Here is a 23,318-nt window from a genome sequence, read left to right as displayed (position 1 = left end):
TGTTGTTTCTGGCGCTGCCTGAGCAGGCAGGCGTCACGGCATCAGTATGCCAGGGTTTCCAGCTGCTCCTTGGCCTGCTCTATGCCCTTGGCCTGCGCCTCGGGCCCCATGCCCATGCCCTCGGCGTAGATGAAGTCCACCTCATTGATGCCGATGAAGCCCAGCACGGTGCGCATGTAGGGGGTCACCAGATCGGTGGGGTTGCCCAGGTGCAGGCCGCCGCGGGGGCTGACCACCAGGGCACGGGTGTTCTCCACCAGACCGACCGGGCCGGTCTCGGTGTAGCGGAAGGTGACGCCGGCACGGGCCACCAGATCGATCCAGTTCTTCAGCTGGGTCGGGATGTTGAAGTTGTACATGGGGGCCGCGATGATCACCAGATCGCTCCCCTTGAGTTCGGCCACCAGCTCGTCGGACTGGGCCAGCACGGCCAGCTGACGCTCGTTGAGGTTTTCACCGCCGCGCAGGCCCATGGCCAGCTCGCCGTCGAGCACCGGCAGGTTCAGGGTTGCCAGATCACGCACAGTGACGCTGTCACCCTGGCGCTCGGCCAGGTAGCCGTCGATCAGGGCGTTGGATTGGGAATACTGGCCCAGGATGCTGGACTTGAGAACGAGGATATTGGCCATGGTGAAACTCCATTTGGTTGTCGGTTGAACAGCTGTGCTGTCGATGGAGGTCACTATAAAGATTGAGGTTCAAGGCGGATAGCGAAAATAGATGCTCAAGTTATTCAAATATTTTGATGCTTGCGTACTTAGTCGCCAGCGAGGTACTCACCAAGCACCCAGGCCTTGGCAGAACAAACGATTGCCGTTATGATCCGCCGCACTTTTTTTAAGTGACCCGGATCCCATGGCACCCTCCCGCAGGCACTCCCCCTTTGCCGGTGCAGTCTGGATGATGGTGGCAGGCCTCTGCTTTGCCGCCGTCAACAGCCTGAGCCAGTTTGTCAGCTTCAAGCTCGGCCTCCCCTCGACCCAGGTCGCCTTTCACCAGTATCTGGTCGCCCTGATCTGCCTGCTGCCCTGGCTCATTCGCCACGGCCTGCGCCAATCCCTGATGACCAACCAGCTGCGGCTGCACCTGCTGCGCGTCGCCCTGGCGGTCATCGGCATCCAGTTCTGGCTCTGGGCGCTGGCGGTGCCCGTGCCCATCTGGCAGGGCATAGCGCTGCTGATGACCTCCCCCCTGTTCGCCACCCTCGGCTCCGCCTTGCTGCTCAAGGAGCAGGTGAGCCGGGCGCGCATCCTGGCCACCCTGGCGGGCTTTGTCGGGGCCATGCTGATCCTGGCCCCCTGGACCGATGACTTCAGCTGGGCCTCCCTGCTGCCGGTGGCGGCCGCCCTGTTCTGGGCCGGTTACTCCCTGCTGGTGCGCTATCAGGCGGCGAGCGAATCGCCCCACACCATAGTGGTCTACCTGCTCATCTTCAGCACCCCCTTCAACGCCATGCTGGCCCTGCCGGAATGGCAGTGGCCAAGCGAGACCCAGTGGCTGCTGGTGGCGGCCTCCGGGGTGCTGTCGGCCCTGGCCCAGATGTCCATCGCCCGCGCCTACAGCGTGGCCGAGGCCTCCTTCGTGCAACCTTTCGATTTTGCCAAGCTGCCCATGAACGTGCTCGCGGGCTGGCTGGTGTTTGGCTGGGCGCCTCCCGGCCGATTGTGGCTCGGCGCCGCCATCATCATAGGCGCCATCACGCTGCTGACCCATCTGGAGCAGCGCGCCCACAAATCCGTTTCCTGAGGTACGCCATGCGTGCCTCTTTTTTTACTCACTCGGGTCAGCAACCCTGACCATGGACATCAGGAGAGATCAGATGTTTGGAACCGCCACCCGCCCCGCTGCCACCCGTGCCCTGCTGCTCGGCTCAGGCGAACTCGGCAAGGAAGTCGCCATCGAGCTGCAACGCCTTGGCATCGAAGTGATCGCCGCCGACCGCTACGCCAATGCCCCCGCCATGCAGGTCGCCCACAAAGCCCACGTGCTGGACATGCTCGACGGGGCCGCCCTGCGCGCCCTGGTGGCCGAGGTCAAACCCGACCTCATCATCCCCGAGATCGAAGCCATCGCCACCGATACCCTGGCAGAGCTTGAGCTGGAAGGGGTCAGGGTCGTGCCCAACGCCCGCGCCACCCAGCTCACCATGAACCGGGAGGGGATCCGCCGCCTCGCCGCCGAAGAGCTGGGCCTCCCCACCTCCTCCTACCGCTTCGCCCAGAGCAAGGAGGAGTTCGTCGCCGCCGTCGAGGCCATCGGCCTGCCCTGCGTGGTGAAACCGGTGATGAGCTCCTCCGGCAAGGGCCAGAGCCTGTTGCGCGATCTTGCCAGGCTGGACGAGAGCTGGACCTATGCCCAGGAGGGGGGCCGCGCCGGCCGTGGCAAGGTGATCGTCGAAGGCTTCGTCCCCTTCGAGTACGAGATAACGCTGCTCACTGTGCGCGCCGTGGACGGCATCCACTTCTGCGATCCCATAGGCCATCGTCAGGAAGAGGGTGACTACCGCGAATCCTGGCAGCCCCAAGCCATGAGCGAGCTGGCCCTGGCCCGCGCCAGAGAGGTGGCGGCCAAGGTGGTCGAGGCCCTGGGTGGCCATGGCCTGTTCGGGGTCGAGCTCTTCATCAGGGGTGACGAGGTGTGGTTCAGCGAGGTCTCTCCCCGCCCCCACGACACCGGCATGGTGACCCTGATCTCCCAGGATCTCTCCGAGTTCGCCCTGCACGTGCGCGCCATCCTGGGGCTGCCGATCGGCACCATCACCCAGTACGGGCCGAGCGCCTCCGCCGTGGTGCTGCGGGAAGGCCACAGCCAGAACATCCGCTATCAGGGGATTGGCGAGGCGCTGGCCCTGGTGCCGGGCGCCCAGCTGCGGCTCTTCGGCAAGCCCGAGATCGCCGGTCGCCGCCGTCTCGGGGTGGCGCTGGCCCGTGGGCAAGGGTGCGAAGAGGCGGTAGAGAAGGCCAAGGCAGTCGCCGCCCAGGTCGAGGTGCTCCTCTAGAGCGCTCTCTTTGTCACGTCAAAACAAACGTTTATCTGCGTGATCCGGCGCAAGGGGCAGGCTTCTGCCCCTTTTCCATTGAAGCGTCGGGCTTATAATCCCCCCTTCACCTATGTCAGGAGTACAAGATGTTAACTGCCGTGATCTTCGATATGGATGGTGTTCTGATCGACTCGGAACCCTTTTGGCAACGGGCCCAGATGGCCGTCTTCTCCGAGCTGGGCCACTTCCACACCGAGGAAGACTGCAACTCCACCATAGGAGTGCGCATCGATCAGCTGGTGGCCCACTGGTATCGCCTGCGTCCCTGGAGCGGCCCGACCCAGGAAGAGGTGGTGCAGCGCATCCTGGATCAGGTGATAGCGCTCATCCTGCAGGAGGGTCAGGCCAAGGCCGGCGTGCTGGAAGCCCTCGACCTCATCGAGGCGCAGGGGCTCAAGATCGGGCTCGCTACCTCTTCCCCCTTCACCATGGTGGAGGCGGTGCTCGGCAAGCTCGGCATCCAGGATCGCTTCATGGCGGTCCACTCTGCCGAGGTGGAGCGCTTTGGCAAGCCCCACCCGGATGTCTATATCCACGCCGCCGAGAAGCTAGGCGTCGAACCTGTGCACTGTCTGGCCATCGAGGACAGCTTCACCGGCCTGCTGGCAGCCAAGGCGGCGTCCATGCAGGCACTGATAGTGCCGGACCCGGCCCTGGTCGGCGACCCTCGTCTCGCCATCGCAGATCACCAGCTATCGTCACTCGCCGAGCTGGATGCCGACATGCTGGCCCGCTGGGTCAAGTAGTCTACCAAGGGGCGCTTATCGTTCCATGCGCCCGGCCCTGGTCGGTGACCCCCGTCTGGCCATCGCCGATCACCAGCTATCCTCGCTCGCCGAGCTGGATGCCGACATGCTGGCCCGCTGGGTGGCATGATTCCACAGGGGCCGGGGGTACGCAGGGTCAGACCTTCAGGGCTCGGCGCATCCCCCCGATCCCTGTCATAAACGTGCGCCCGCTCGCGGTTGCGCCGCCTCTTGCCGACTAGAATCAGGGAACAGAGGCGGCCCAAGGGCCCGAGGAGGTCACCATGATCGAGTACACCAGCAAGCGCATCGTCTGCCCCCACTGCGGCCACCATACCCGGGTCGAGCTGGATGCCAGCCAGGGGGATCAGGAGTTCTACGAGGACTGCATGGCCTGTTGCAACCCCATTCACCTGAGGCTGCATAGGGACGAAGCTCGCGACTGTCTGCAGCTGTTTGTGGATGCGGACGACGAGCAGATGTTTTGATTGCCTTTCGCTGACCAGGCAAGCGAGGGGGACTGGAGCGACACCATGCCGCCCCTCCCTGCTTGCCTCTTCCCAGATGCCTGAGTCCCTTAACTGCGCGCCCCATTCCCCCATAAAGAAAAGCCCCTCGGAGAACCTCAAATCATCCTGAAGTTCGCCAAGGGGCCTTGTCGCTTATGTGATGGTTGTCGGCTCATGGATGTGCCAGACACAGGAAGTGTAGGCCCGGTTTCATCCTTCGGCGAACCTCTGACGCTCGGGCTCCTTCAGCCGCGGCAGGCCAAGGAGTTGGCTGCCACACTGGGGAAGGCGTTTATCCTCGCATGCCGTTGAGCCCGTCATCTCGACGGGCGTCTTTTTGGCTCAGCCGCAGGAAGATGCGGGGCACTGGCCCATGACGGCATGGGCTCTTGCCCTAAGCCCCGCCTTGTATTCACGGGAGAAAACAGGGCCCACAGCTGCGGGCCTGGCTTGAGATGACGGGCCTGGATGGATCAGGCCGGCTGGCGCGCCGCCAGCACCCGCTCCACGGTGTCGACGATGGCCTGGGTCTGGGGATCGATCTCGATGTTGGTCTGCCAGCCCGCCTTGACCCAGCCCAGGTTGGTGCGGGCCAGGGTTTCGGGAATGAGGTTGACGCAAAACTCGCTGCCGCGCACCTCGCCTATGGTCAGGCTGATGCCGTCGATGCCGATGTAGCCCTTGGTCAGCACATATTTCATGAGCTCGGGGGCGAGGCGATACCACACCTGGCGATTGTTGGGGGTGTCGATGACGGAGATCACCTCGGCCGTGCCCATGATGTGGCCGGACATGGCATGACCGCCGATCTCGTCGCCAAAGCGGGCGGCCCGCTCCACGTTGACCTTGTCCCCGACCGCAAGGGCACCGAGGTTGGTCAGGCGCAGGGTCTCCTGCATCAGATCGAAGCTGACCAGCTCCCCCTCGATGCGGGTGACCGTCAGGCAGCAACCGTTGTGGGCCACGGAGGCGCCGAGCGCCAGCCCCTCGCCCCAGGCCGGGCTCGGCATGCGGATCACATGGGTGCGAAAGTTGGGCAACTCTTCGATGGCCACCAGTTCGGCGGTTCCCTGTACTATGCCGGTGAACATGTCTCGTCTCCACGCTGTAATAAAATTGTCGGCAGGTTACCCCCGGCCACAGTGCAAGACAAGGGTGCCGGCTGACAAGGCGGGCCCCGATCGTTATAGTGACCCCATTCAATCCAGGCTTAACGAGGAAACAAAAATGCAGGTATATCAGTGCTGTGAAGCCATTCGCATCGCCTACAACCAGATAGGCTCCGGCGAACAGGGCTATGTGCCCCAGGCCATCGCCGCCAGCATACGGGCGCTCAACGCCGTGGCGAGCGACGACAGGGTGCCCGCGGATCTGCGCGAGCAGGCCGCCTACGCCGCCGCCAACCTGCTGATCAGCGATCACGAGGACGCCTGATCCCGGGTAGAAATGCGCCGCCAACCTTCCCCGTTGGCGGATTTTCAGGCTAGAATGACACCCCCGCGTTTTGTCTCCTCCCGGCAGGAGATAAAAGCCCCTCTCATTTACCCGTTCTTTTCTCTTTTATCTGATCCACTCGGAGGTGTCAGTGCAACGTTATTGGACCGAGGCGAAGCAGCTCGTTCGTCTAGCCAGCCCCATACTGGTGGCCCAGGTGGCCCAGATCGCCATGAACTTCGTCGATACCGTGATGGCGGGTCAGGTCAGCGCCGTGGATCTCGCCGCCGTGTCGGTGGCCTCCAGCTTCTGGCTGCCGATCATCTTGCTGGTGCAGGGCATCATCATGGCGCTCACCCCCATCGTGTCCCAGCTCAACGGGGCCCGCAAACGGGACGAGATCCGCCCGGCCGTGCACCAGGGCTTCTGGCTGGCGCTCATGGTGACTCCCATCGCCATGCTGGCACTCTACTTCAGCCCGCTGGCGCTGCAGTTCATGGACGTGGATCCCGTGATGGCGGAGAAGACCGCCGGTTACCTGCACGCCATCCTGTGGGGCCTGCCCGCCTTCGTGCTGTTCCAGGTGCTGCGCAACTTCAGCGAGGGACTCTCCCACACCATGCCCACCATGGTGATCGGCTTCGTGGGGCTGGCGGTCAACATCCCCGCGAACTACATCTTCATCCACGGCCACTTCGGCATGCCGAAACTCGGCGGCGTCGGCTGCGGCGTGGCCACCGCCATCGTGCTCTGGGCCATGCTGCTGGCGATGATCGCCTACGTGAAGCTCTCCCCCCACTTCAAGAAGATCAACCTGTTCGCCCAGCTCGCGCGCCCCAACGGCAGCCGGATCTGGCGGCTGTTCCGCCTGGGCTTCCCCATCGCCATGGCCATCTTCTGCGAGGTGACCCTGTTCACCGTGGTGGCCCTGATGCTGGCCCCCTTCGGCGCCGAGACGGTGGCGAGCCACCAGATAGCGCTCAACTTCTCCAGCCTGGTGTTTATGCTGCCCCTCTCCATTGGCGTCGGCGTGACCATCAGAGTCGGCCACAGCATAGGGGAAGGTCAGCCGGATCAGGCCCGGATCGCCGCCCGCACCGGCCTGATGCTGGGCATGGGGGTGGCCGCCGCCACCGCCGCCCTGACGGTGTTGCTGCGCGAGCCCATCGCGGGGATCTACACCGATGATCTCCAGGTGATCACCCTCGCGGCTACCTTGTTGTTCTTCGCCGCCATCTACCAGATCTCCGACTCGGTGCAGGTGGTGGCCGCCGCCGCCCTGCGTGGCTACAAGGACACCCAGGCGATCTTCTACATCACCATAGTCGCCTACTGGGGCATGGGGCTGCCCACCGGCATGATCCTGGGGCTGACCGACTGGGTGGTGCCGCGCATGGGGCCCCAGGGCTTCTGGGTCGGCTTCATCGTCGGGTTGACCGGCGCCGCCCTGATGCTGGGGGCACGGCTGCGTCTCATCTATGGCCGCTTCGCGAGCCCCGAGGCCTGCACCGCGCTTTCCCGGGCCCAATAAAGGGCGCCACGACGCCGCTCAATGGCGCGGCTCGCCTGCAAAATCAACAGGCTGCGCAAGAACTGGGCAAACAGTCTCCTTTGTGCATGTCCCTTGTTGACAGCCTTTGGGGGCATGGGTAGTATGCCGACCACGCAAGCGACGTCGTGTTCGCTTGCGTGATGAAAAGCGGGTTTATAGCTCAGTTGGTTAGAGCACTACCTTGACATGGTAGGGGTCGTTGGTTCGAATCCAATTAAACCCACCACTTTTCGCGATGCGTCCTTAGCTCAGCTGGTTAGAGCACCACCTTGACATGGTGGGGGTCGGTGGTTCGAATCCACTAGGACGCACCATCACGACACTGTTATGCGTCCTTAGCTCAGCTGGTTAGAGCATCACCTTGACATGGTGGGGGTCGGTGGTTCGAATCCACTAGGACGCACCATAACAGTTTGAATAAATTGCAGATGCAAATTTGATGTGGGTTTATAGCTCAGTTGGTTAGAACAGTACTTTGACATGGCGTAGGCGATGTCGTTGGTTCGAATCCAGTTGAACACAGATGTGGGTTTATAGCTCAGTTGGTTAGAGCACTACCTTGACATGGTGGGGGTCGGTGGTTCGAGTCCACTAGGACGCACCATGATTGATGATTAGATTTTCGAATACGATGCGTCCTTAGCTCAGCTGGTTAGAGCATCACCTTGACATGGTGGGGGTCGGTGGTTCGAGTCCACTAGGACGCACCATTCGAAAACAGTTCATCAATAAAAACAACAAATTGCGTCCTTAGCTCAGCTGGTTAGAGCACCACCTTGACATGGTGGGGGTCGGTGGTTCGAGTCCACTAGGACGCACCAAATTCAAAAAAAACCCGCTTTCGAGCGGGATTTTTGCTTTTTGTCGCATTAGTTTTTTCGATTCAAAAATCAGGCGTCATCCGACACTATTTTTTGCCTCGTGCCTAGAAAAGGCACTTCCGTGCCCAATGTCATAGGCACCGCCTGATCTCATCAAACCCAAGCCAGACCCCTATCCTATCGGGCGCAGCCCCAAAATCGTTGCTCATTGGTGGCCATTCTTTATCTCGTGCCTAACAAATTTGATCCCGTGCCCAATTCACTAGGCACAATGAAGTGTTGCAGTGCAGCTTGATGGCCCCTACCCCATAACATCAAGCGAACGAGAAGAGTCAGTCGGCAGGCCCTACGCCTGCAGGATGCTTTTAGCGGTATCCATGCGGTACTTCTGTTTGGCGATTTACAAGATCCCCTGAATCCATCAAAGCATAGCTACTAGGCCGTGTATCCATGGCGGAGCGAGGGTGGCTATAACGGATTCAATACAACACAACAAAAACCGCAGAATAGCTGGTAAAAATACCGAAATATCAATTAATTAAGGAATTAACCAGAACTGATATCATGCCTTTGACGTGGTTCAAAGAGATCGATTCGATGGGGAAAAAACGACGACATCGTCATAGGTCGCCAGTCATGTACACGACTACAACATGGCGTCCAAGACATGCAGCTCGCTCACTCAATCAGATAATAAAAGTGGTGGCAAAAATTCATCATACTTGGCAACGTCATGTCCACGTTGATGAGGAAGAGTATGATGACGCTGCTTTTTTTTCTCTCAGTTCAGAACTTCGCCATTACTCAGGCAAGCACCCTGACTGGGAGCTGTTCTACCGCATCGATATCAAACGGGATCTGATGTATCGCAAGCTCCATACTCGTCCACTTCGCGCATTCTCAGCCGTTAGACCCCGACCGACATCAACCCGACGCATCTTGTCTTTAAAACCCCAGTCTGAATTACCACTACGCCCAGAAAAACTATTCAGTTGGCCAAGCACAGTGATCTCAGCCTCCCACGCCGGTTTGCCCGAAAGCAAATGGCCCAAGGTCGGTATCTTTCAATCAGTGGGCTACCGGGTCGGAGAAAAGCGCCTGTATCGCAACCAGCGCCTGAAATTATTGCAATGGGTCTTTGAGCAAGAGTTACCGCTCGTTGAAGATCAGGCCTATATGGCGGAATGGGGAAACCCAGCAGAGCCCGAACGGTTAGAGAAGATGGCAAAACAATCGCAGCCTTTATCCGTAGTGCCAAGAGGCGCCAGTCGGCCAACATGCGCCAAGCGATCGCAGACTGGGAGGCCGATCTGGCTTGGCTGAAACAGCACTACTACGTGACCCATGAGCTGGCAATGGCCCGCGACATAAGCATGACACAACGCCCCTAAAATCGTTTTAATCGTACGAAATAAATCATTGACAGAATATCATCACCCGTGGAATGATAACTTCATCGCTTAATCGTACAAAGGAAACGAAATTAAAATGACCAGCTATACGATCGAAGATCTGTGTCATTGCATCGTCACTGGTGCAACCAATAGTGTCTATGAAAAAGCTGATGCTGCGGACGCACAACACTTTCTGCTAACCGGAAGTTGCCTCAATCAACAAGGGCAGATCGAGGCCGACCAGTTGACCCCCATCTGCGTTAAGGATGAAAAAAGCATTGCGCGCTTTTCTCTCCAGACAGGTGACGTCGTGCTGCTGGCAAGGGGCAGTACCATTCGTGCGGCCTATGTGGATGAAACAACCGCTCAACTAGGTGTGCTGGCCTCTGCCAACTTCCTGCTGTTGCGACCCAAGAAGGAACTGCTGCTCGGTGAAACCCTAGTTGCCTTTTTGAACAGCCAATTGGGGATAGCCATGCTGGAACGGATGAATACTGGCGCAGTCATCCAGAACATCAGTGCCTCGAGTCTGAAAAAAACCGAAATCCCCTTGCCATCTTTGCATGATCAGCAACGCCTAGCCGAGCTGTTCCATGCTCGTAACCTGGCCTATATGGATACGCTCGCACTGGCCGAACAACAGAAAAAAGCGGCAGATGCCTGTATTGAGCAATTGCTGAAAGGAGATGCCTGATGCAAGACATGCTGCTGAAAATGACTCAGATTATTGAGTCTGCCCGTGGCGCAATGGAGCCATTGCACGCCATCGAACTGCTCTCGTTTCTTGGTCTATTGGCCAAGCAGGATCCTGATGGATTTAGCGCTATCGTCAACACCGGCAGCAAACACCAATATGAAGCCATGCGTGAGCTGGGAAAGAAGCTGGCAACGCAGCTTCAGCTTCCTGAAGCCGTATTTTGTAGTCCCGAAGCACATCGGTTCGATGACAAGGTGCTAGCTGAGTTGATGAGCTGGCTGGAGCAGGTTACCGATTTTACGGCCTTCGCTCGTGCCATCCGGGAGCTCTATTGCCTCGGCTTTACTCGCTCAAGAAGCATGGAAAGCTCCAATCCGAGTTTGATTAGCCTCTATCAAGCCCTGTTGGGTGATTGTTCACAAAAGACGTTGTTTGATGGTGCAGCTGGAATGGCCGCAGTGACTTCGGCATTACGACCACAACATGCCATCTTGATGGAGATTAATCATACCACCTGGCTGATCTCATACCGCTTGCTACTCCTTGAAGCGCAGAGCATGGAGTTCCATCGTGCCGATGCACTGCTGGTGGCCGACATAGGTAAAAGCTCAGCGGATGTAGTAATCCTTGAGCCGCCATTAGGCATCAAACTGGCAGCCGATCAACGCCGCGAATTGGCAAGGGTCGATTATCTGCAAGTTCCTGCCGGTGATGCGGTCTCGGCCATGGCGGCCGATGGGCTCTGGTTACAATTGGCGATGCAAAAGCTGACCGACCAGGGAACGGCACTACTACTGATGCCACAAGGCTGGACATTCCGGCCAGGCTACGATGCACAGGTCCGGCAAACGCTGCTGGAAAGTGAATATCTCGAGGCCTTGATTAGCCTTCCAGCCGGTTTGATCTCGGGAACCGGTATCCCCTCAGTGCTGGCCATTCTCAAGAAATCCCGCCCACAAGGTGCACCGGTTCGGTTGGTTGACGCCAGTGGCTTGGGTTCCCCTAGCCGACAAGGCCGTACCCTCAATCAAGATGAGGCCAAACTGATTGCCGATTGGGTGCAGGGCTCTGAGACATCAGAACATAGCCGAATGATCAATCTAAGCGAACTGCGCACTCAGGAGTACAACCTCAGCCCCAGTCGCTACTTTGAAAAAGAGGTGCAGGTCGAAGGGCTCGATATCGACAAAGAGATGGCCTTATTGGCCGAAAAGCAGCAGCGATTTGATGCATCACAAAAGCAACTGACCAGGTTATTAAACAGTTTTAAATAACGATAAGCAGACCGCCCGATCCAGTAATAAAGAAGAGGTAATTCATCATCCATCAACCGGAGGTAAATATGAAAAATACAGAGGTATCACTTAACGTGACGGTTCACTACCAAGCCCATCAAGGTGTTTCACCTTGGGCTAAGCCGCCACAACAAGAGCCAACGAGTGACTATCGACTTTCACCTGGCCATAAGGATATTCAGATATCCAAGCGCTTGATGGATGACTTTGTGTTCTATTTCGTGACTCACGGCGATAAGAAGCTGAACTTGGGACGAAAGAAGACGGCGCAACAGGTCGTCACCGCTGCCTTCTGTTTTTTTGCTGGCAAAGCGCAAGGTGAGTCGACCCGGCCTATGTATGTCCTGTATCGAGGGGAACGGATCGATTTTGATGCCCCCCAGCTGATTTTCGCGGCGTATATGCGGCTAATAAACGCCAAAAGAGACGCCTACGCGGAGGCGCGTCTCAAAATTCTCGCTGAACTGGTGTTCTATGCCCGTCTTGCCGCCAAGTCTCACTACCACTGACGCGCAAATCGACTTTTGACCATACAGCTGGCGTGAACAGATGTAGATGTGAAGAAGTGCCATCTGCATCTAGTTTTTTTACTCAACTAATGGTTTCCAAGCGCATTGGATTGTTTTACGATGAACCTAATCTTTTTTATCAGGTGCAAGTATTGATGTTAGCCAGCGTCATCCAGAAACGTCTCGAGGCCCTGCCACAGGCGACTCGAGAGCGGATCGCCCATATCGACTTCACCTTGATGTTCAAAGGTGAAGCGGTGCGGGCCGATCTGATTACTCGCTTTAACATGGCGCCCGCTCAGGTCACCAAAGACTTCATGCTCTATCGCGAGCTGGCACCGCAAAACATCGAATACGATGCCAAGCGACGAGTGCACATCCGCGGCGCGGCGTTTGCGTCACTGTTTGAGTATGACCCGCTGCGTACCCTCGCCACCTTGAGTCAGGGCTTTGGCGACGGCTTCTCTGGCAAAGGCATGCTGCCCTTTGCCTGTGAGGCGCCGCACCACCTCAATCAACCGGCACTGGCGATTGTCGCCCAACTGACCGCAGCGATTTACCGTCGCTGTGCCCTACGCATCCGCTATGTCTCGCTCAGTAGCGGGGAAACGGTGCGGGACATAGTGCCGCACACGCTGGTCGACAGCGGCTTGCGCTGGCATGTCCGCGCCTATGACCGCACGCATAGCGAGTTCCGGGATTTCGTACTGACGCGCATCGCTCACGCGCAACTGCTGGCCGAAGAGAAGGCCCGAGCAGAAGAGCTCCCAGACGTAGATGCTCAATGGACAACGCAGGTAACGCTGGCGCTTAGGCCCCACCCTGCCCGTCAGTACCCCGAGGCCATCGCCCTCGACTACGCCATGACAGACGGTGTCAGACACGTCACAGTGCGGGCCGCCACGGCGGGTTATCTGCTGCGCCTGTGGAATGTGGACTGTTCCGCCGACCATCATCTCGACGGCCCCGAATATCAGCTCTGGCTGGCAAATCCGGACTGCCTCGATAACGTCAGCAATGCGACGTTGGCACCGGGTCGAACTTAATTTTTTATTTTTTACCGGGCGAGCCCGGAAAGACAGGACAACAAGATGGATCACAGTGTACACAACAAACTGGTTTCTTTTATCTGGAGTATTGCCGATGACTGCCTGCGCGATGTCTATGTGCGCGGCAAGTATCGTGATGTGATCCTGCCAATGGTGGTGTTGCGTCGCTTGGACACCCTGCTTGAACCCACCAAGCAAGCGGTACTGGACGACGTCCATTTCCAGCAACAGGAGATGAATGCCGTCGAGCTGGACGAAGAGCCGCTCAAAGCCGCCTCCGGTTATGTCTTCTACAACATCTCCAAATGGACGCTCAACTCCCTGTTCAATGCGGCCACCAATAACCAGCAGATCCTGCTGGAAAACTTCAATGAATACCTCAATGGCTTCAGCGATAACGTCAAAGAGATCATCAGCCGCTTTAATCTCAAGGCGCAGATCCGCCATATGGCCGACAAACAGGTATTGCTGGATGTGGTCGAGAAATTTATCTCCCCCTATATCAACCTGACGCCAGAGGACGGTGAAGATCCGGAGGGCAATAAACTGCCCGCCCTGACCAACCTCGGCATGGGCTATGTGTTCGAAGAGCTGATCCGCAAATTCAACGAAGAGAATAACGAAGAGGCCGGGGAACACTTCACCCCGCGTGAGGTGATCGAGCTGATGACCCACCTGGTGTTTGACCCGATCCAGGATCAACTGCCGCTTACCCTCACCATCTATGATCCGGCCTGCGGCAGCGGCGGCATGCTGACCGAGTCCCAGAACTTTATCGAAGAAAAATACCCGGCCCAGGGTGCCAGTCGCGATATTCACCTCTACGGCAAAGAGATCAACGACGAGACCTACGCCATTTGTAAGTCCGACATGATGATCAAGGGCAATGACCCGGCCAACATCAAGGTCGGCTCGACCCTGTCGACCGATGAGTTCTCCCAGATGCGCTTTGACTTTATGCTCTCCAACCCGCCCTACGGCAAGAGCTGGGCCTCGGAGCAGAAATACATCAAGGAAGGGACTGAGGTCATCGATAGCCGCTTCAAAGTGCAGCTGGCCGATTACTGGGGAGAAGTGGATCCCAAGGGCTGTGATGCCACGCCACGCTCCAGCGATGGTCAGCTGCTGTTTTTGATGGAAATGGTCAGCAAGATGAAGTCCCCCATCACCAGCCCCTTGGGTAGCCGCATTGCCTCGGTGCATAACGGCTCTAGCCTGTTTACCGGTGATGCGGGCGGTGGCGAGAGCAATATCCGTCGCTATCTGATTGAAAACGACATGCTCGAGGCTATCGTCCAGTTGCCGAACAACCTGTTCTATAACACCGGCATTACCACCTATATCTGGCTGCTGAACAACAACAAGCCGCACTCACGTCAAGGCAAGGTACAGCTGATCGATGCCAGCCTGCTCTATCGCAAACTGCGCAAGAACCTGGGAAACAAGAACTGCGAATTTGTCCCCAAGCATATTGAAGAAATCACCAACACCTATCTCGCCTGTAGCAATGTAGAACGCCAGCTGGACGCTAATGGTGACCCGATCGGCATCGCCAGCAAGGTGTTCAAAAACGAGGATTTTGGTTACTACAAGGTCACCGTCGAGCGGCCGGACCGCCGCAAGGCCCAATTTAGCGCCGAGCGCATCGCAAGCCTGCGCTTTGACAAGTCGCTGGCCGAGGTGATGGCCTACTGCTACGACCGCTATCAGGAAAAGGTCTATACCCCCGGCTTCTTGCAGGAACACAGCAACGCCATCCTCGAGTGGTGCGAACAGAACGAGATCAGCCTCAATACCAAGGCCAAGGGCAAACTGCTCGATACCGGCTTCTGGCTCGACGCCCGGCAGTTGCTGTTTGTGGCCCAGACCCTGATGCAGAGCATCGGTGACCAGGAGTTCAACGACTTCAACCAGTTTAAAGACGAGGTCGATGCCGCACTCAAGGCCAACCAACTCAAACTCTCGGCGACCGATAAAAACGCCATCCTCAATGCCGTCAGCTGGTATGACGACACCGCCGCCAAGGTGGTGAAAAAGGTGGTCAAACTCAACGCCGATAAGCTGGCCGAACTGCTGGAGCGCTATAGCTGTGAAGAGGCCGATCTGCCGGATTTCGGTTACTACCCCACTGGCAAAAAAGGCGAATTCGTGACTTACGAGAGCAGCAGCGACTTGCGCGACAGCGAGTCGGTGCCACTGAGCCAGAGCATCTACCAGTACTTCCTCGATGAGGTCAAACCCCATGTCGGGGAAGCCTGGCTGAATATGGAATCGGTGAAGATCGGCTATGAAATCAGCTTTAACAAGTACTTCTACTGCCATAAACCGCTGCGCTCACTCGAGACCGTCGCTCAGGAGATCTTGACGCTGGAAAAACAAGCCGATGGCCTGATTGCCCAGATTTTGGGTCTCACCACATCCCTACCCCAGGCATAAGCAGGAGACGATAATGATGACGCTGACTGCTATGCAAAAATATAAAACTTATAAATGGAGTGGCAATCCATTCTTTGGAGATATCCCATCTTGCTGGGATATCTACCCTTTATTCAAAATCGCAAAAATAAAATCCATCATCAACAAGCAAGATGAGGAATTACTCTCCGTCTATCTAGATAGAGGGGTAATTAAATTCAGCGATGTGGACGAAAAGCGCACAAACGTCACCAGCCTTGATCTATCAAAATATCAATTTGTGGAAAAAGGGGATTTCGTATTAAACAACCAGCAAGCATGGAGAGGTTCTGTTGGCGTATCCAACCATATTGGAATAGTTAGTCCCGCCTACCTAGTCTTATCTCTATCTAAAGAGATAAACCCTAAATATGCCAATTATCTTTTCCGTGATGGAAGCATGGTGTCGCAATATCTTATCTGTTCAAAAGGTGTTGGAACTATCCAGAGAAATTTATATTGGCCTCATTTGAGGAGAACAATTGTTGCTTTACCTTCGTATATTGAACAAACCGCCATCGCCAATTTTCTGGATACGAAAACCAACCAGATTGACGAAGCGATTGCCATCAAGGAGCAGCAGATCGCGCTGCTTAACGAGCGCAAGCAGATCCTGATCCAGCAGGCTGTGACCCAAGGTCTCGACCCGACTGTGCCGATGAAAGATTCCGGTGTGGAGTGGATTGGCAAGATCCCGGAGCATTGGATCGTTAAACGAGCTAAATATTTGTTCAATGAAATAGATGAGCGCTCTGTGAATGGCGATGAGGAATTACTTTCCGTGTCGCACATCACAGGCGTTACACCCCGTTCTGAAAAGAACGTCAATATGTTTATGGCTGAGGATTATTCCGGCTCTAAAACCTGTGAAAAAAATGACCTCGTATTTAACATTATGTGGGCGTGGATGGGAGCTCTGGGTGTCTCAGATAGAAGAGGCATTGTAAGTCCGTCATATGGGGTTTTCAGGGCGAAAGCAGAAAGTACGTTTAATCCTATTTTCTTAGAGTATCTCTTAAAATCAACAAACTACATTGAGCATTACAATAAGGTTTCTACTGGTCTGCATTCATCTCGACTGAGATTTTATGGCCATATGTTCTTCGACATGGAGATGGGCTTCCCCTCATTCGAAGAGCAAAACTACATAATTGAACACGTTCAAAAAGAATCGGACGTTATCGACAAGGCTCTGTCTCTGCAAGAACAGCAGATTGAAGCTTTAAAAGAATACAAAACCACTCTGATTAATAGCGCCGTGACCGGTAAGATTAAGGTGGTCTAGCCATGGGCTATCAACCACCGTTTCAGCTCACCCACACCATGATGCGCCATGTGGCCCGCATCGGCGAGCTGATTGGCACATGGAAGGCGGCCAACCAAAACCGGCTGGTGCCTGAGCTGCGCCGTGGCAACCGCATTAAAACTATTCAGGCCTCGCTGGCCGTGGAGCAAAACACCCTGACGCTGGAACAGGTCACCGCCGTGTTAGCGGGCAAAACCGTGCTGGGTCTACCCAAAGAGATCCAGGAGGTGCGCAATGCCTTTGCCGCTTATGAAGCAATGGAGCAGTGGCACCCGCATCAGATCGACGACTTACTGGCCGCACATGCCTTATTGCTGCATGGCCTGATTGATGATGCTGGCCACTGGCGCAGTAAAGGAGCTGGCATCTATCGCGGTGAACAGCTGGTGCATATGGCCCCACCGGCCAGCCAGATCCCGCGCCTGATGGCCGATCTGTTCGACTGGTTAGCGCACACCGACGCCCACCCGCTCATCGCCTCGGCCGCCTTTCATTACGAGTTTGAATTTATTCACCCGTTTGGTGATGGCAATGGCCGTATCGGGCGCTTGTGGCAAACCCTGATTTTAAGCCACTGGCAACCCATGCTCGCGTTCCTGCCGGTGGAAACCGTCATCAAACATCGCCAGCAAACCTATTACCAGTTACTGACTGAATCGGATCAGAAAAGCCATTGTTCCGCCTTTATCGAGTTTTTACTGCAAGCCATTGAAGACAGCCTGCAAGAAGCCATCCATACCCAAGCGGATAGTGAAAAAACGCGGGTAGAAACGCAGGTAGAAATGCGGGTACAAACACCACTAAAAACCCCGGAACAGATCCTGAGTCTGCTGCAACAGCATCCGCAGATCACGCTAGCCGAGGTAGCACAGCGGCTGGGTAAGGCGCTTTCCACCGTGGAACGCGCCGTCGCCAAGCTTAAAGCCCAAGGGGCACTGACATTTATCGGGCCCAAGAAAAACGGCCACTGGCAGGTTAACAAGAAATAACGAGCAGGGAGTATGCATGGTCAGCAATACCAAAGAACAGGCCCTTGAAGCGGCCATCGAGCAGGCCCTGACCGGCCAGTGTCTGGAAACGCTCGGCAGTGGCATCGGCGAAGCGGCCGCTGTCTATGCCAAGCCCCATCATGGCTTTGTGCTGGGGCTGGCTAGCGATTTTGACAAGCAGTACGCCATCGATACCCGGCTGTTCTGGCAATTTCTCGAGACCACCCAAGCCTCGGAGCTGGCCAAGCTCAAGCAGCATCACCCCCATGACTGGCAACGCAAGGTGCTGGAGCGTTTCGACCGCATCATGCAAAAACAGGGGGTACTGCATCTGCTGAAAAAAGGGTTGAGCCTTGACGATGCCCACCTGACCTTGATGTACCCGGCCCCGCTGGCCAGCAGCAGTACGGCTGTGCACCAACACTTTGCCGCCAACCTCTTTAGCTGTACCCGCCAGGTGGCCTACTCGGCGCAGAACCCCAAGCAAGAGATCGACATGGTGCTGTTTATCAACGGCATCCCGCTCATCACCCTGGAGCTGAAAAACCCCTGGACCAACCAGAATGCCCGTTACCACGGCCAGAAGCAGTACCGGGAAGATCGCGATATCAATCAGCCGCTACTCAACTTTGGCCGCTGCTTGGTGCATATGGCAGTCGATACCGACGAAGTCTATATGACCACCAAGCTGGCCGGGAATGCGACCTTCTTCCTGCCCTTTAACAAGGGGCATCACCATGGCAAGGGGAACCCGCCGAACCCAACCGGCCATAAGAGCGCCTATCTGTGGCAAGAGGTCTTCACCAAGGAGAGCCTGGCTAACATCATCCAGCACTTTGTGCGTCTGGATGGGTCAGCCAAAGAGTTGCTGAGCAAACGCACCCTGTACTTCCCCCGCTACCATCAGCTGGATGTGGTGCGCAGGCTGATAGACCATGCCAGCCACCACGGCGTAGGTCAGACCTATCTTATTCAGCACTCGGCAGGTTCTGGCAAATCCAACTCCATCACCTGGGCCGCCTACCAGCTGATCGAGGTTTACCCGGCAAGCGTCAATGTGCATGGAGCCAAGGCCGTCGATCAGCCGTTGTTTGATTCGGTCATCGTCGTCACCGACCGGCGACTGCTGGACAAACAGCTGCGCGAGAACATCAAGGAGTTCTCCGAGGTCAAAAACATCATAGCGCCCGCCAACAAGTCATCCGAACTCAAGTCAGCCCTGGAGAACGGCAAGAAGATCATCATCACCACCATCCAGAAGTTCCCGTTTATCGTCGATGGCATCAGCGATCTGAGCGACAAGCGCTTTGCGGTGATCATCGATGAGGCACACAGCTCTCAATCCGGGGATGCCCACGGCAAGATGAACGCGGCGATGGGCAAGATACACACCGAGGAGGAGATGGAGGACACCCAGGATCTGATCCTGCAGGCCATGCGCGCGCGCAAGATGCGCGGCAACGCCTCCTACTTTGCCTTCACCGCCACGCCGAAGAACACCACGCTGGAGAAGTTCGGCCAGAAACAGGCCGATGGCACCTACCAGCCCTTTCACCTCTATTCGATGAAGCAGGCGATTGAGGAGAGCTTCATCCTCGATGTGGTGGCCAACTACACCACCTACCGCAGCTATTACGAGATCAGCAAATCCATCGAAGATAACCCGCTGTTTGACAGCAAGAAGGCACAGAAGAAACTGCGCGCTTATGTGGAAGGCAGCCAGGAGACGATCGACGTTAAGGCCGAGATCATGCTCGAGCACTTTATTCCCCATGTGGTGAATGCCAAGAAGCTCAAGGGCAAAGGCAAGGGCATGGTGGTGACGCAGAACATCATCTCGGCTATCCGCTATTACAAGGCCATTACCCGCCAGCTGGAGGCGCTGGGTAATCCGTTCAAGGCGCTGATTGCCTTCTCCGGCAGCAAGGAGGTGGATGGCATTGAATACACAGAGGCTGATCTGAACGGGTTCCCCGAGAACGATACCCGTGACAAATTCGATACCGATGAGTATCGGCTGCTGATTGTGGCCAACAAATACCTGACCGGTTTCGATCAACCCAAGCTCTGCACCATGTACGTCGACAAGAAGCTGGCTAGCGTGTTGTGCGTGCAGGCCCTCTCCCGCCTGAACCGCGCCGCGCCCAAGTGGGGCAAGAAGACCGAAGATCTGTTTGTCCTCGATTTCTTCAACTCGGTAGACGACATGAAGGCAGCGTTCGATCCCTTCTACACCGCCACCTCGCTCTCCGGCGCCACCGACATCAATGTGCTGCATGAGCTCAAGGACGCGCTGGACGATAGCGCTGTCTACGAGTGGTTCGAGGTCGAGGATTTTGTGGCGCGTTATTTCAACAACGAAGACGCCCAGCAGCTTAGCGTCATCATCGATAAGGCCGCTGAGCGCTTCAATCATGAGCTGGAGCTAAGTAACGAAGAGAAGGCCGACATCAAGATCAAGGCCAAGCAGTTCGTGAAAATCTACGGCCAGATGGCCGCCATCATGCCCTATGACATGCTGACGTGGGAAAAACTGTTCTGGTTCCTCAAGTTCCTGATCCCCAAGCTCAAGGTGGAAGATCCGGATGCCGACCTGCTCGATGAGTTGCTCGAATCGGTAGATCTCTCCTCCTACGGCCTGCAGCGTGTGAAGCTCAATCACACCATCACCCTGGACGCCGACGATTCAGAGCTCGATCCACAAAACCCCAATCCACGCGGCGCTCACGGCACAGAAAAAGAGACCGACCCGCTGGACGAGATCATCAAGAGCTTTAACGAGAAGTGGTTCCAGGGTTGGAGCTCGACCCCGGAAGAGCAGAAGGTGAAGTTCGTGAACATCATCGATAGCGTGAAAAAGCACCCCGATTTCGAGGCCAAGTATCAGAACAACCCGGACCCGATCAACCGGGAACTGGCCTTCGAGAAAATCATGAAAGAGGTCATGCTGGCACGCCGCAAAGACGAACTGGAGCTCTATAAGCTGTTCGCCAACGACCTCGCCTTCAAAGCCTCATGGATGCAAAGCGCCCAAAGAATGGTGGGGATGTAAATCGTCGTAATTTTTTTAGATGAAATGACTCTTGGATTGCCGTTTTGTGGCGCGTCATGATGAATCGGGAAAAGGGAAATCAAAGTGCAAATTAACCAATGGATTTCGGAATTTTTAGCAAGACGTGGGTTAAAACATCCTGATGAGCGTCCACTTTTCGCGTACAAAACTTCGACGGATGAATTCGAGTCATTAAAACGCCTCTTACAAAATTATGCAGACAAGTTCCATTTGTCTCGGCACTACCCTGCTGCTTGGCTCCTCTTCGCGGCTGAATGGTGGAAACGTGATTATGCTGGTGGAGCATGGCGCTGGGGACCGCTTTGCGAAGCAGCAGGACTAAAGAGTCTATCCCACGATAAAATCCGGAATCTGGTCATTGACGGGCATCAACAATGGTGCCTGCAAACTTCGATCAAAACCGAAGGCAAACGTTTTATCGGCCTGGTCGCCATGAGTGGTGGCCTACCGATGCGTTTGGTGGAATCGGCCCAAGGCGGACTGGCCAGACTCCTTAGAATGGTCACCGAGCAGGCGTTGCACTACAACCTACACGATGAACAACTGCGTCAAGCTGTTGAAGCACAAGCCGCGCTCTTGCCAGTGTGTTATCAACAGTCGCCCGTCTATGAACTTTTGGATAACCTCATCAAAGCAGTGCTGCATATCCGAGCCACGTATGAGCTTCATGATGTGTCCGACCCCATAGGCAAGTTACAGAAAGAGTGTCCAGACTGGGAGGATATATTTCCAATAACGCTTGATAGTCAAGCTGCGGCCAGCCTGATCAAGGGACTTGTGAGAAGTGTAGTCAGCATCCCCCCCCTGTCGCGGCAGACACCTTTTCAGATCCTGAAAGGGCTGCGCCTTAGTACCGATGGTTCCCCGCCCCAGTATGAACTTTCTTTTATTATGCAAGCTCAAGCCAATCGTGAGCATGTTGCCAACGCGCTTGGCTTTCCCTGCGAGCAGCTACCACCACATTTTCAACTGGTCTTGCGTGTTGGGGAGCAAGAGTACATGGCAGGTGAAGCCTTACTCCGAGGAGACAAATATCAGCTGATAGCCAAACCCCTACCATTGATTCAAGCCTTACATGACTCAGCTCAGCTGATTGTCAGTCGTTGGGGGGCCACACTACATATTGCCAACCTGCCTGGTGGGGAAGAATTAAGTCATGATGAGCCGTTGATCTTTGAGAACACGCCGCCATTTGCTCGCCTGATTGCACAGGGTGATGCTCGGCTCAAAGGATCCTCTGCACTGGTTGCCATTCCCCCCAAGACAATTGTCTTTTCCGAGGAAGGTGAAGCACAAGAGCTCTGCAATAATCTATCGAATGGCATGAAGTTGATGGAACTGCCTGCTGGCGACACTCGGCTCGTTTACCAACGTCAGACATTCAGGGTACACATTTCTTCCTGTGTGCCTGCACTCCCTGATAGCCATTGGACGGGTAATACCATCGAGGCAACCTCCACGCCTGGATTACTGTTCTGTGGTACGCCGCGTCTACGGGTTGTTCAGGAGAGTGGTTATGCCAGTGATGTTCCGTCCCATGAACTTTTTGCCAGCGTACAAAATAGCGAACAGCGGCTTGAGCAAACGAAGGCGCCTGGTTTATGTCGGTTGATCTGGAGAAAAGATCAGCAACGATTGCTCAGTACTCGTGCTGTGATTCTTCCGCCTGATGCAGGGATTACTTACAAACCGGGCATAAGCCCCCTCGAGGGAATAATTCGACTTGTAAACTGGCCTAATCTGCCGGTCCGCTCTGAAACCGAGGAGATAGAACTAAAAACAAAGCACGATGGTTCAGACTTGATTTTGGACTTGAAGAGCAACTCTGCCCGCCCAGTTACCTCTGTGCCACTCAGTTTGCAGTGGCCGGGGGGGGAACAAAAACTGACACTGCCTTTCCCTGCTTATGGCGTCACGCTATTGCGTAATAACACGCCACTTGAAAACAACCAGGTATTGACCATTGGAGAGCTGGTCGGATGCAGAGCCATATTGATGTCAGCCCAAGGAGCAGCACACTGGCGGTTGCGACTATCAACCATTGGACTCAAAAGTCGAACCAGCCTCTCACAGGAAATCAAATATATCGGTGTGCGAGAAATTCGTTTGTTTGAATTAATCCCAAAGATTCAGCAAATGCTTTCCTGCCATCCGAGACTTGATCACACCGTCTTGCTTGAACTGATTCACGGCCATCAGACGCATGCCAGTTTGGAGGTCGGAAGATACTCGACACGCATCTGCCTAGAAAATCACATAGCCTTCTTGAGCGACAATGCCCGAGAAATAATTCTCGAACAAACCGAAGCAGAAGAACTTTTGCAGGCATTACCATTAGCCGAACCAGAGCGTGATCCAGTCAACCTACCATTATGTGTCAACGCCGACCGAAAACTGATCCACTCTGGCTAATTTCGCCGATTGAAAAGTGATCCACCCGGACATGGGGT

At 55.8% G+C, this 23,318-nt stretch carries 18 protein-coding genes and 6 tRNA genes; 22 read left to right on the top strand and 2 right to left on the bottom strand.

Annotated features, from left to right (window positions below; translation table 11 throughout):
• Positions 1-41: 41 nt before the first annotated feature.
• Positions 42-629 carry an FMN-dependent NADH-azoreductase gene (locus tag HB860_RS06000; protein ID WP_202045513.1) on the bottom strand — a complete coding sequence of 196 codons (588 nt, stop codon included), beginning with the start codon at positions 627-629 and terminating at the stop codon, positions 42-44.
• A gap of 226 nt (positions 630-855) precedes the next feature.
• Here HB860_RS06000 and HB860_RS05995 point away from each other — a divergent pair, with 226 nt between their 5' ends.
• From HB860_RS05995 to HB860_RS05975, 4 genes are all read left to right on the top strand, one after another.
• Complete coding sequence (locus HB860_RS05995) at positions 856-1,746, top strand: DMT family transporter (protein ID WP_247626036.1); 891 nt, start codon at positions 856-858, stop codon at positions 1,744-1,746.
• Between the two features lie 73 nt (positions 1,747-1,819).
• The gene (purT, locus tag HB860_RS05990) at positions 1,820-2,998 is read left to right on the top strand and encodes a formate-dependent phosphoribosylglycinamide formyltransferase (protein ID WP_247626035.1); all 1,179 of its coding nucleotides are present in this window, start codon (positions 1,820-1,822) and stop codon (positions 2,996-2,998) included.
• 128 nt (positions 2,999-3,126) lie between these two features.
• On the top strand, positions 3,127-3,786 hold the full coding sequence (gene hxpB, locus HB860_RS05985) for a hexitol phosphatase HxpB (protein ID WP_247626034.1): 660 nt from the start codon (positions 3,127-3,129) through the stop codon (positions 3,784-3,786).
• A gap of 284 nt (positions 3,787-4,070) precedes the next feature.
• A complete protein-coding gene (locus HB860_RS05975) occupies positions 4,071-4,274 on the top strand; it encodes a CPXCG motif-containing cysteine-rich protein (RefSeq protein ID WP_005301298.1) in 204 nt (67 codons plus the stop codon).
• Positions 4,275-4,768: 494 nt separating this feature from the next.
• Here the strand turns inward: HB860_RS05975 and HB860_RS05970 are convergent, their stop codons facing one another.
• Complete coding sequence (locus tag HB860_RS05970) at positions 4,769-5,386, bottom strand: riboflavin synthase subunit alpha (protein WP_247626033.1); 618 nt, start codon at positions 5,384-5,386, stop codon at positions 4,769-4,771.
• 136 nt (positions 5,387-5,522) lie between these two features.
• Between HB860_RS05970 and HB860_RS05965 the strand changes: the two genes are divergently transcribed.
• The 18 genes from HB860_RS05965 to HB860_RS05880 all read left to right on the top strand — a co-directional run bounded on the left by HB860_RS05965 (position 5,523) and on the right by HB860_RS05880 (position 23,280).
• Positions 5,523-5,729: a YaeP family protein gene (locus HB860_RS05965; RefSeq protein WP_005324956.1), complete on the top strand. Its 207-nt coding sequence runs from the start codon at positions 5,523-5,525 to the stop codon at positions 5,727-5,729.
• Positions 5,730-5,880: 151 nt separating this feature from the next.
• Entirely contained in the window at positions 5,881-7,260 is a 1,380-nt protein-coding gene (locus HB860_RS05960) for an MATE family efflux transporter (protein ID WP_139438385.1), read from the top strand.
• A 170-nt stretch (positions 7,261-7,430) separates the two neighbouring features.
• Positions 7,431-7,507: transfer RNA gene (locus tag HB860_RS05955), tRNA-Val, on the top strand.
• 11 nt (positions 7,508-7,518) lie between these two features.
• Positions 7,519-7,595 (top strand) — tRNA-Val (locus HB860_RS05950).
• A 15-nt stretch (positions 7,596-7,610) separates the two neighbouring features.
• Positions 7,611-7,687, top strand: a tRNA-Val gene (locus tag HB860_RS05945).
• A 121-nt stretch (positions 7,688-7,808) separates the two neighbouring features.
• Positions 7,809-7,885: transfer RNA gene (locus HB860_RS05940), tRNA-Val, on the top strand.
• A 29-nt stretch (positions 7,886-7,914) separates the two neighbouring features.
• Positions 7,915-7,991 (top strand) — tRNA-Val (locus HB860_RS05935).
• 34 nt (positions 7,992-8,025) lie between these two features.
• Positions 8,026-8,102 (top strand) — tRNA-Val (locus tag HB860_RS05930).
• Between the two features lie 636 nt (positions 8,103-8,738).
• A complete protein-coding gene (locus HB860_RS05925) occupies positions 8,739-9,425 on the top strand; it encodes a hypothetical protein (protein WP_155488264.1) in 687 nt (228 codons plus the stop codon).
• A gap of 165 nt (positions 9,426-9,590) precedes the next feature.
• A complete protein-coding gene (locus HB860_RS05920) occupies positions 9,591-10,190 on the top strand; it encodes a restriction endonuclease subunit S (protein ID WP_052814506.1) in 600 nt (199 codons plus the stop codon).
• Positions 10,190-11,467, top strand: coding sequence for an HsdM family class I SAM-dependent methyltransferase (locus HB860_RS05915; protein ID WP_113978632.1), 1,278 nt, complete (start codon positions 10,190-10,192; stop codon positions 11,465-11,467). Before HB860_RS05920 ends, HB860_RS05915 begins: the two co-directional genes overlap by 1 nt.
• Before the next feature lie 68 nt (positions 11,468-11,535).
• Positions 11,536-11,997, top strand: coding sequence for a hypothetical protein (locus HB860_RS05910; protein ID WP_133280082.1), 462 nt, complete (start codon positions 11,536-11,538; stop codon positions 11,995-11,997).
• 110 nt (positions 11,998-12,107) lie between these two features.
• Complete coding sequence (locus tag HB860_RS05905; RefSeq protein WP_425592094.1) at positions 12,108-13,043, top strand: WYL domain-containing protein; 936 nt, start codon at positions 12,108-12,110, stop codon at positions 13,041-13,043.
• Positions 13,044-13,088: 45 nt separating this feature from the next.
• On the top strand, positions 13,089-15,482 hold the full coding sequence (locus tag HB860_RS05900) for a type I restriction-modification system subunit M (protein WP_113978629.1): 2,394 nt from the start codon (positions 13,089-13,091) through the stop codon (positions 15,480-15,482).
• Positions 15,483-15,495: 13 nt separating this feature from the next.
• Positions 15,496-16,785 carry a restriction endonuclease subunit S gene (locus tag HB860_RS05895; protein WP_204509410.1) on the top strand — a complete coding sequence of 430 codons (1,290 nt, stop codon included), beginning with the start codon at positions 15,496-15,498 and terminating at the stop codon, positions 16,783-16,785.
• 2 nt (positions 16,786-16,787) lie between these two features.
• Complete coding sequence (locus HB860_RS05890) at positions 16,788-17,795, top strand: Fic family protein (protein ID WP_113978627.1); 1,008 nt, start codon at positions 16,788-16,790, stop codon at positions 17,793-17,795.
• Between the two features lie 16 nt (positions 17,796-17,811).
• Complete coding sequence (locus HB860_RS05885) at positions 17,812-20,847, top strand: type I restriction endonuclease subunit R (RefSeq protein WP_113978626.1); 3,036 nt, start codon at positions 17,812-17,814, stop codon at positions 20,845-20,847.
• A gap of 84 nt (positions 20,848-20,931) precedes the next feature.
• Positions 20,932-23,280 carry an STY4851/ECs_5259 family protein gene (locus HB860_RS05880; protein WP_247626032.1) on the top strand — a complete coding sequence of 783 codons (2,349 nt, stop codon included), beginning with the start codon at positions 20,932-20,934 and terminating at the stop codon, positions 23,278-23,280.
• Positions 23,281-23,318: the final 38 nt, after the last annotated feature.

This window comes from Aeromonas genomosp. paramedia (genome assembly GCF_023093515.1).
Lineage (GTDB): Bacteria > Pseudomonadota > Gammaproteobacteria > Enterobacterales > Aeromonadaceae > Aeromonas.
The sequence above is the reverse complement of the archived record's forward strand: the minus strand, read 5'-3'. Positions and strand labels throughout refer to the sequence as shown.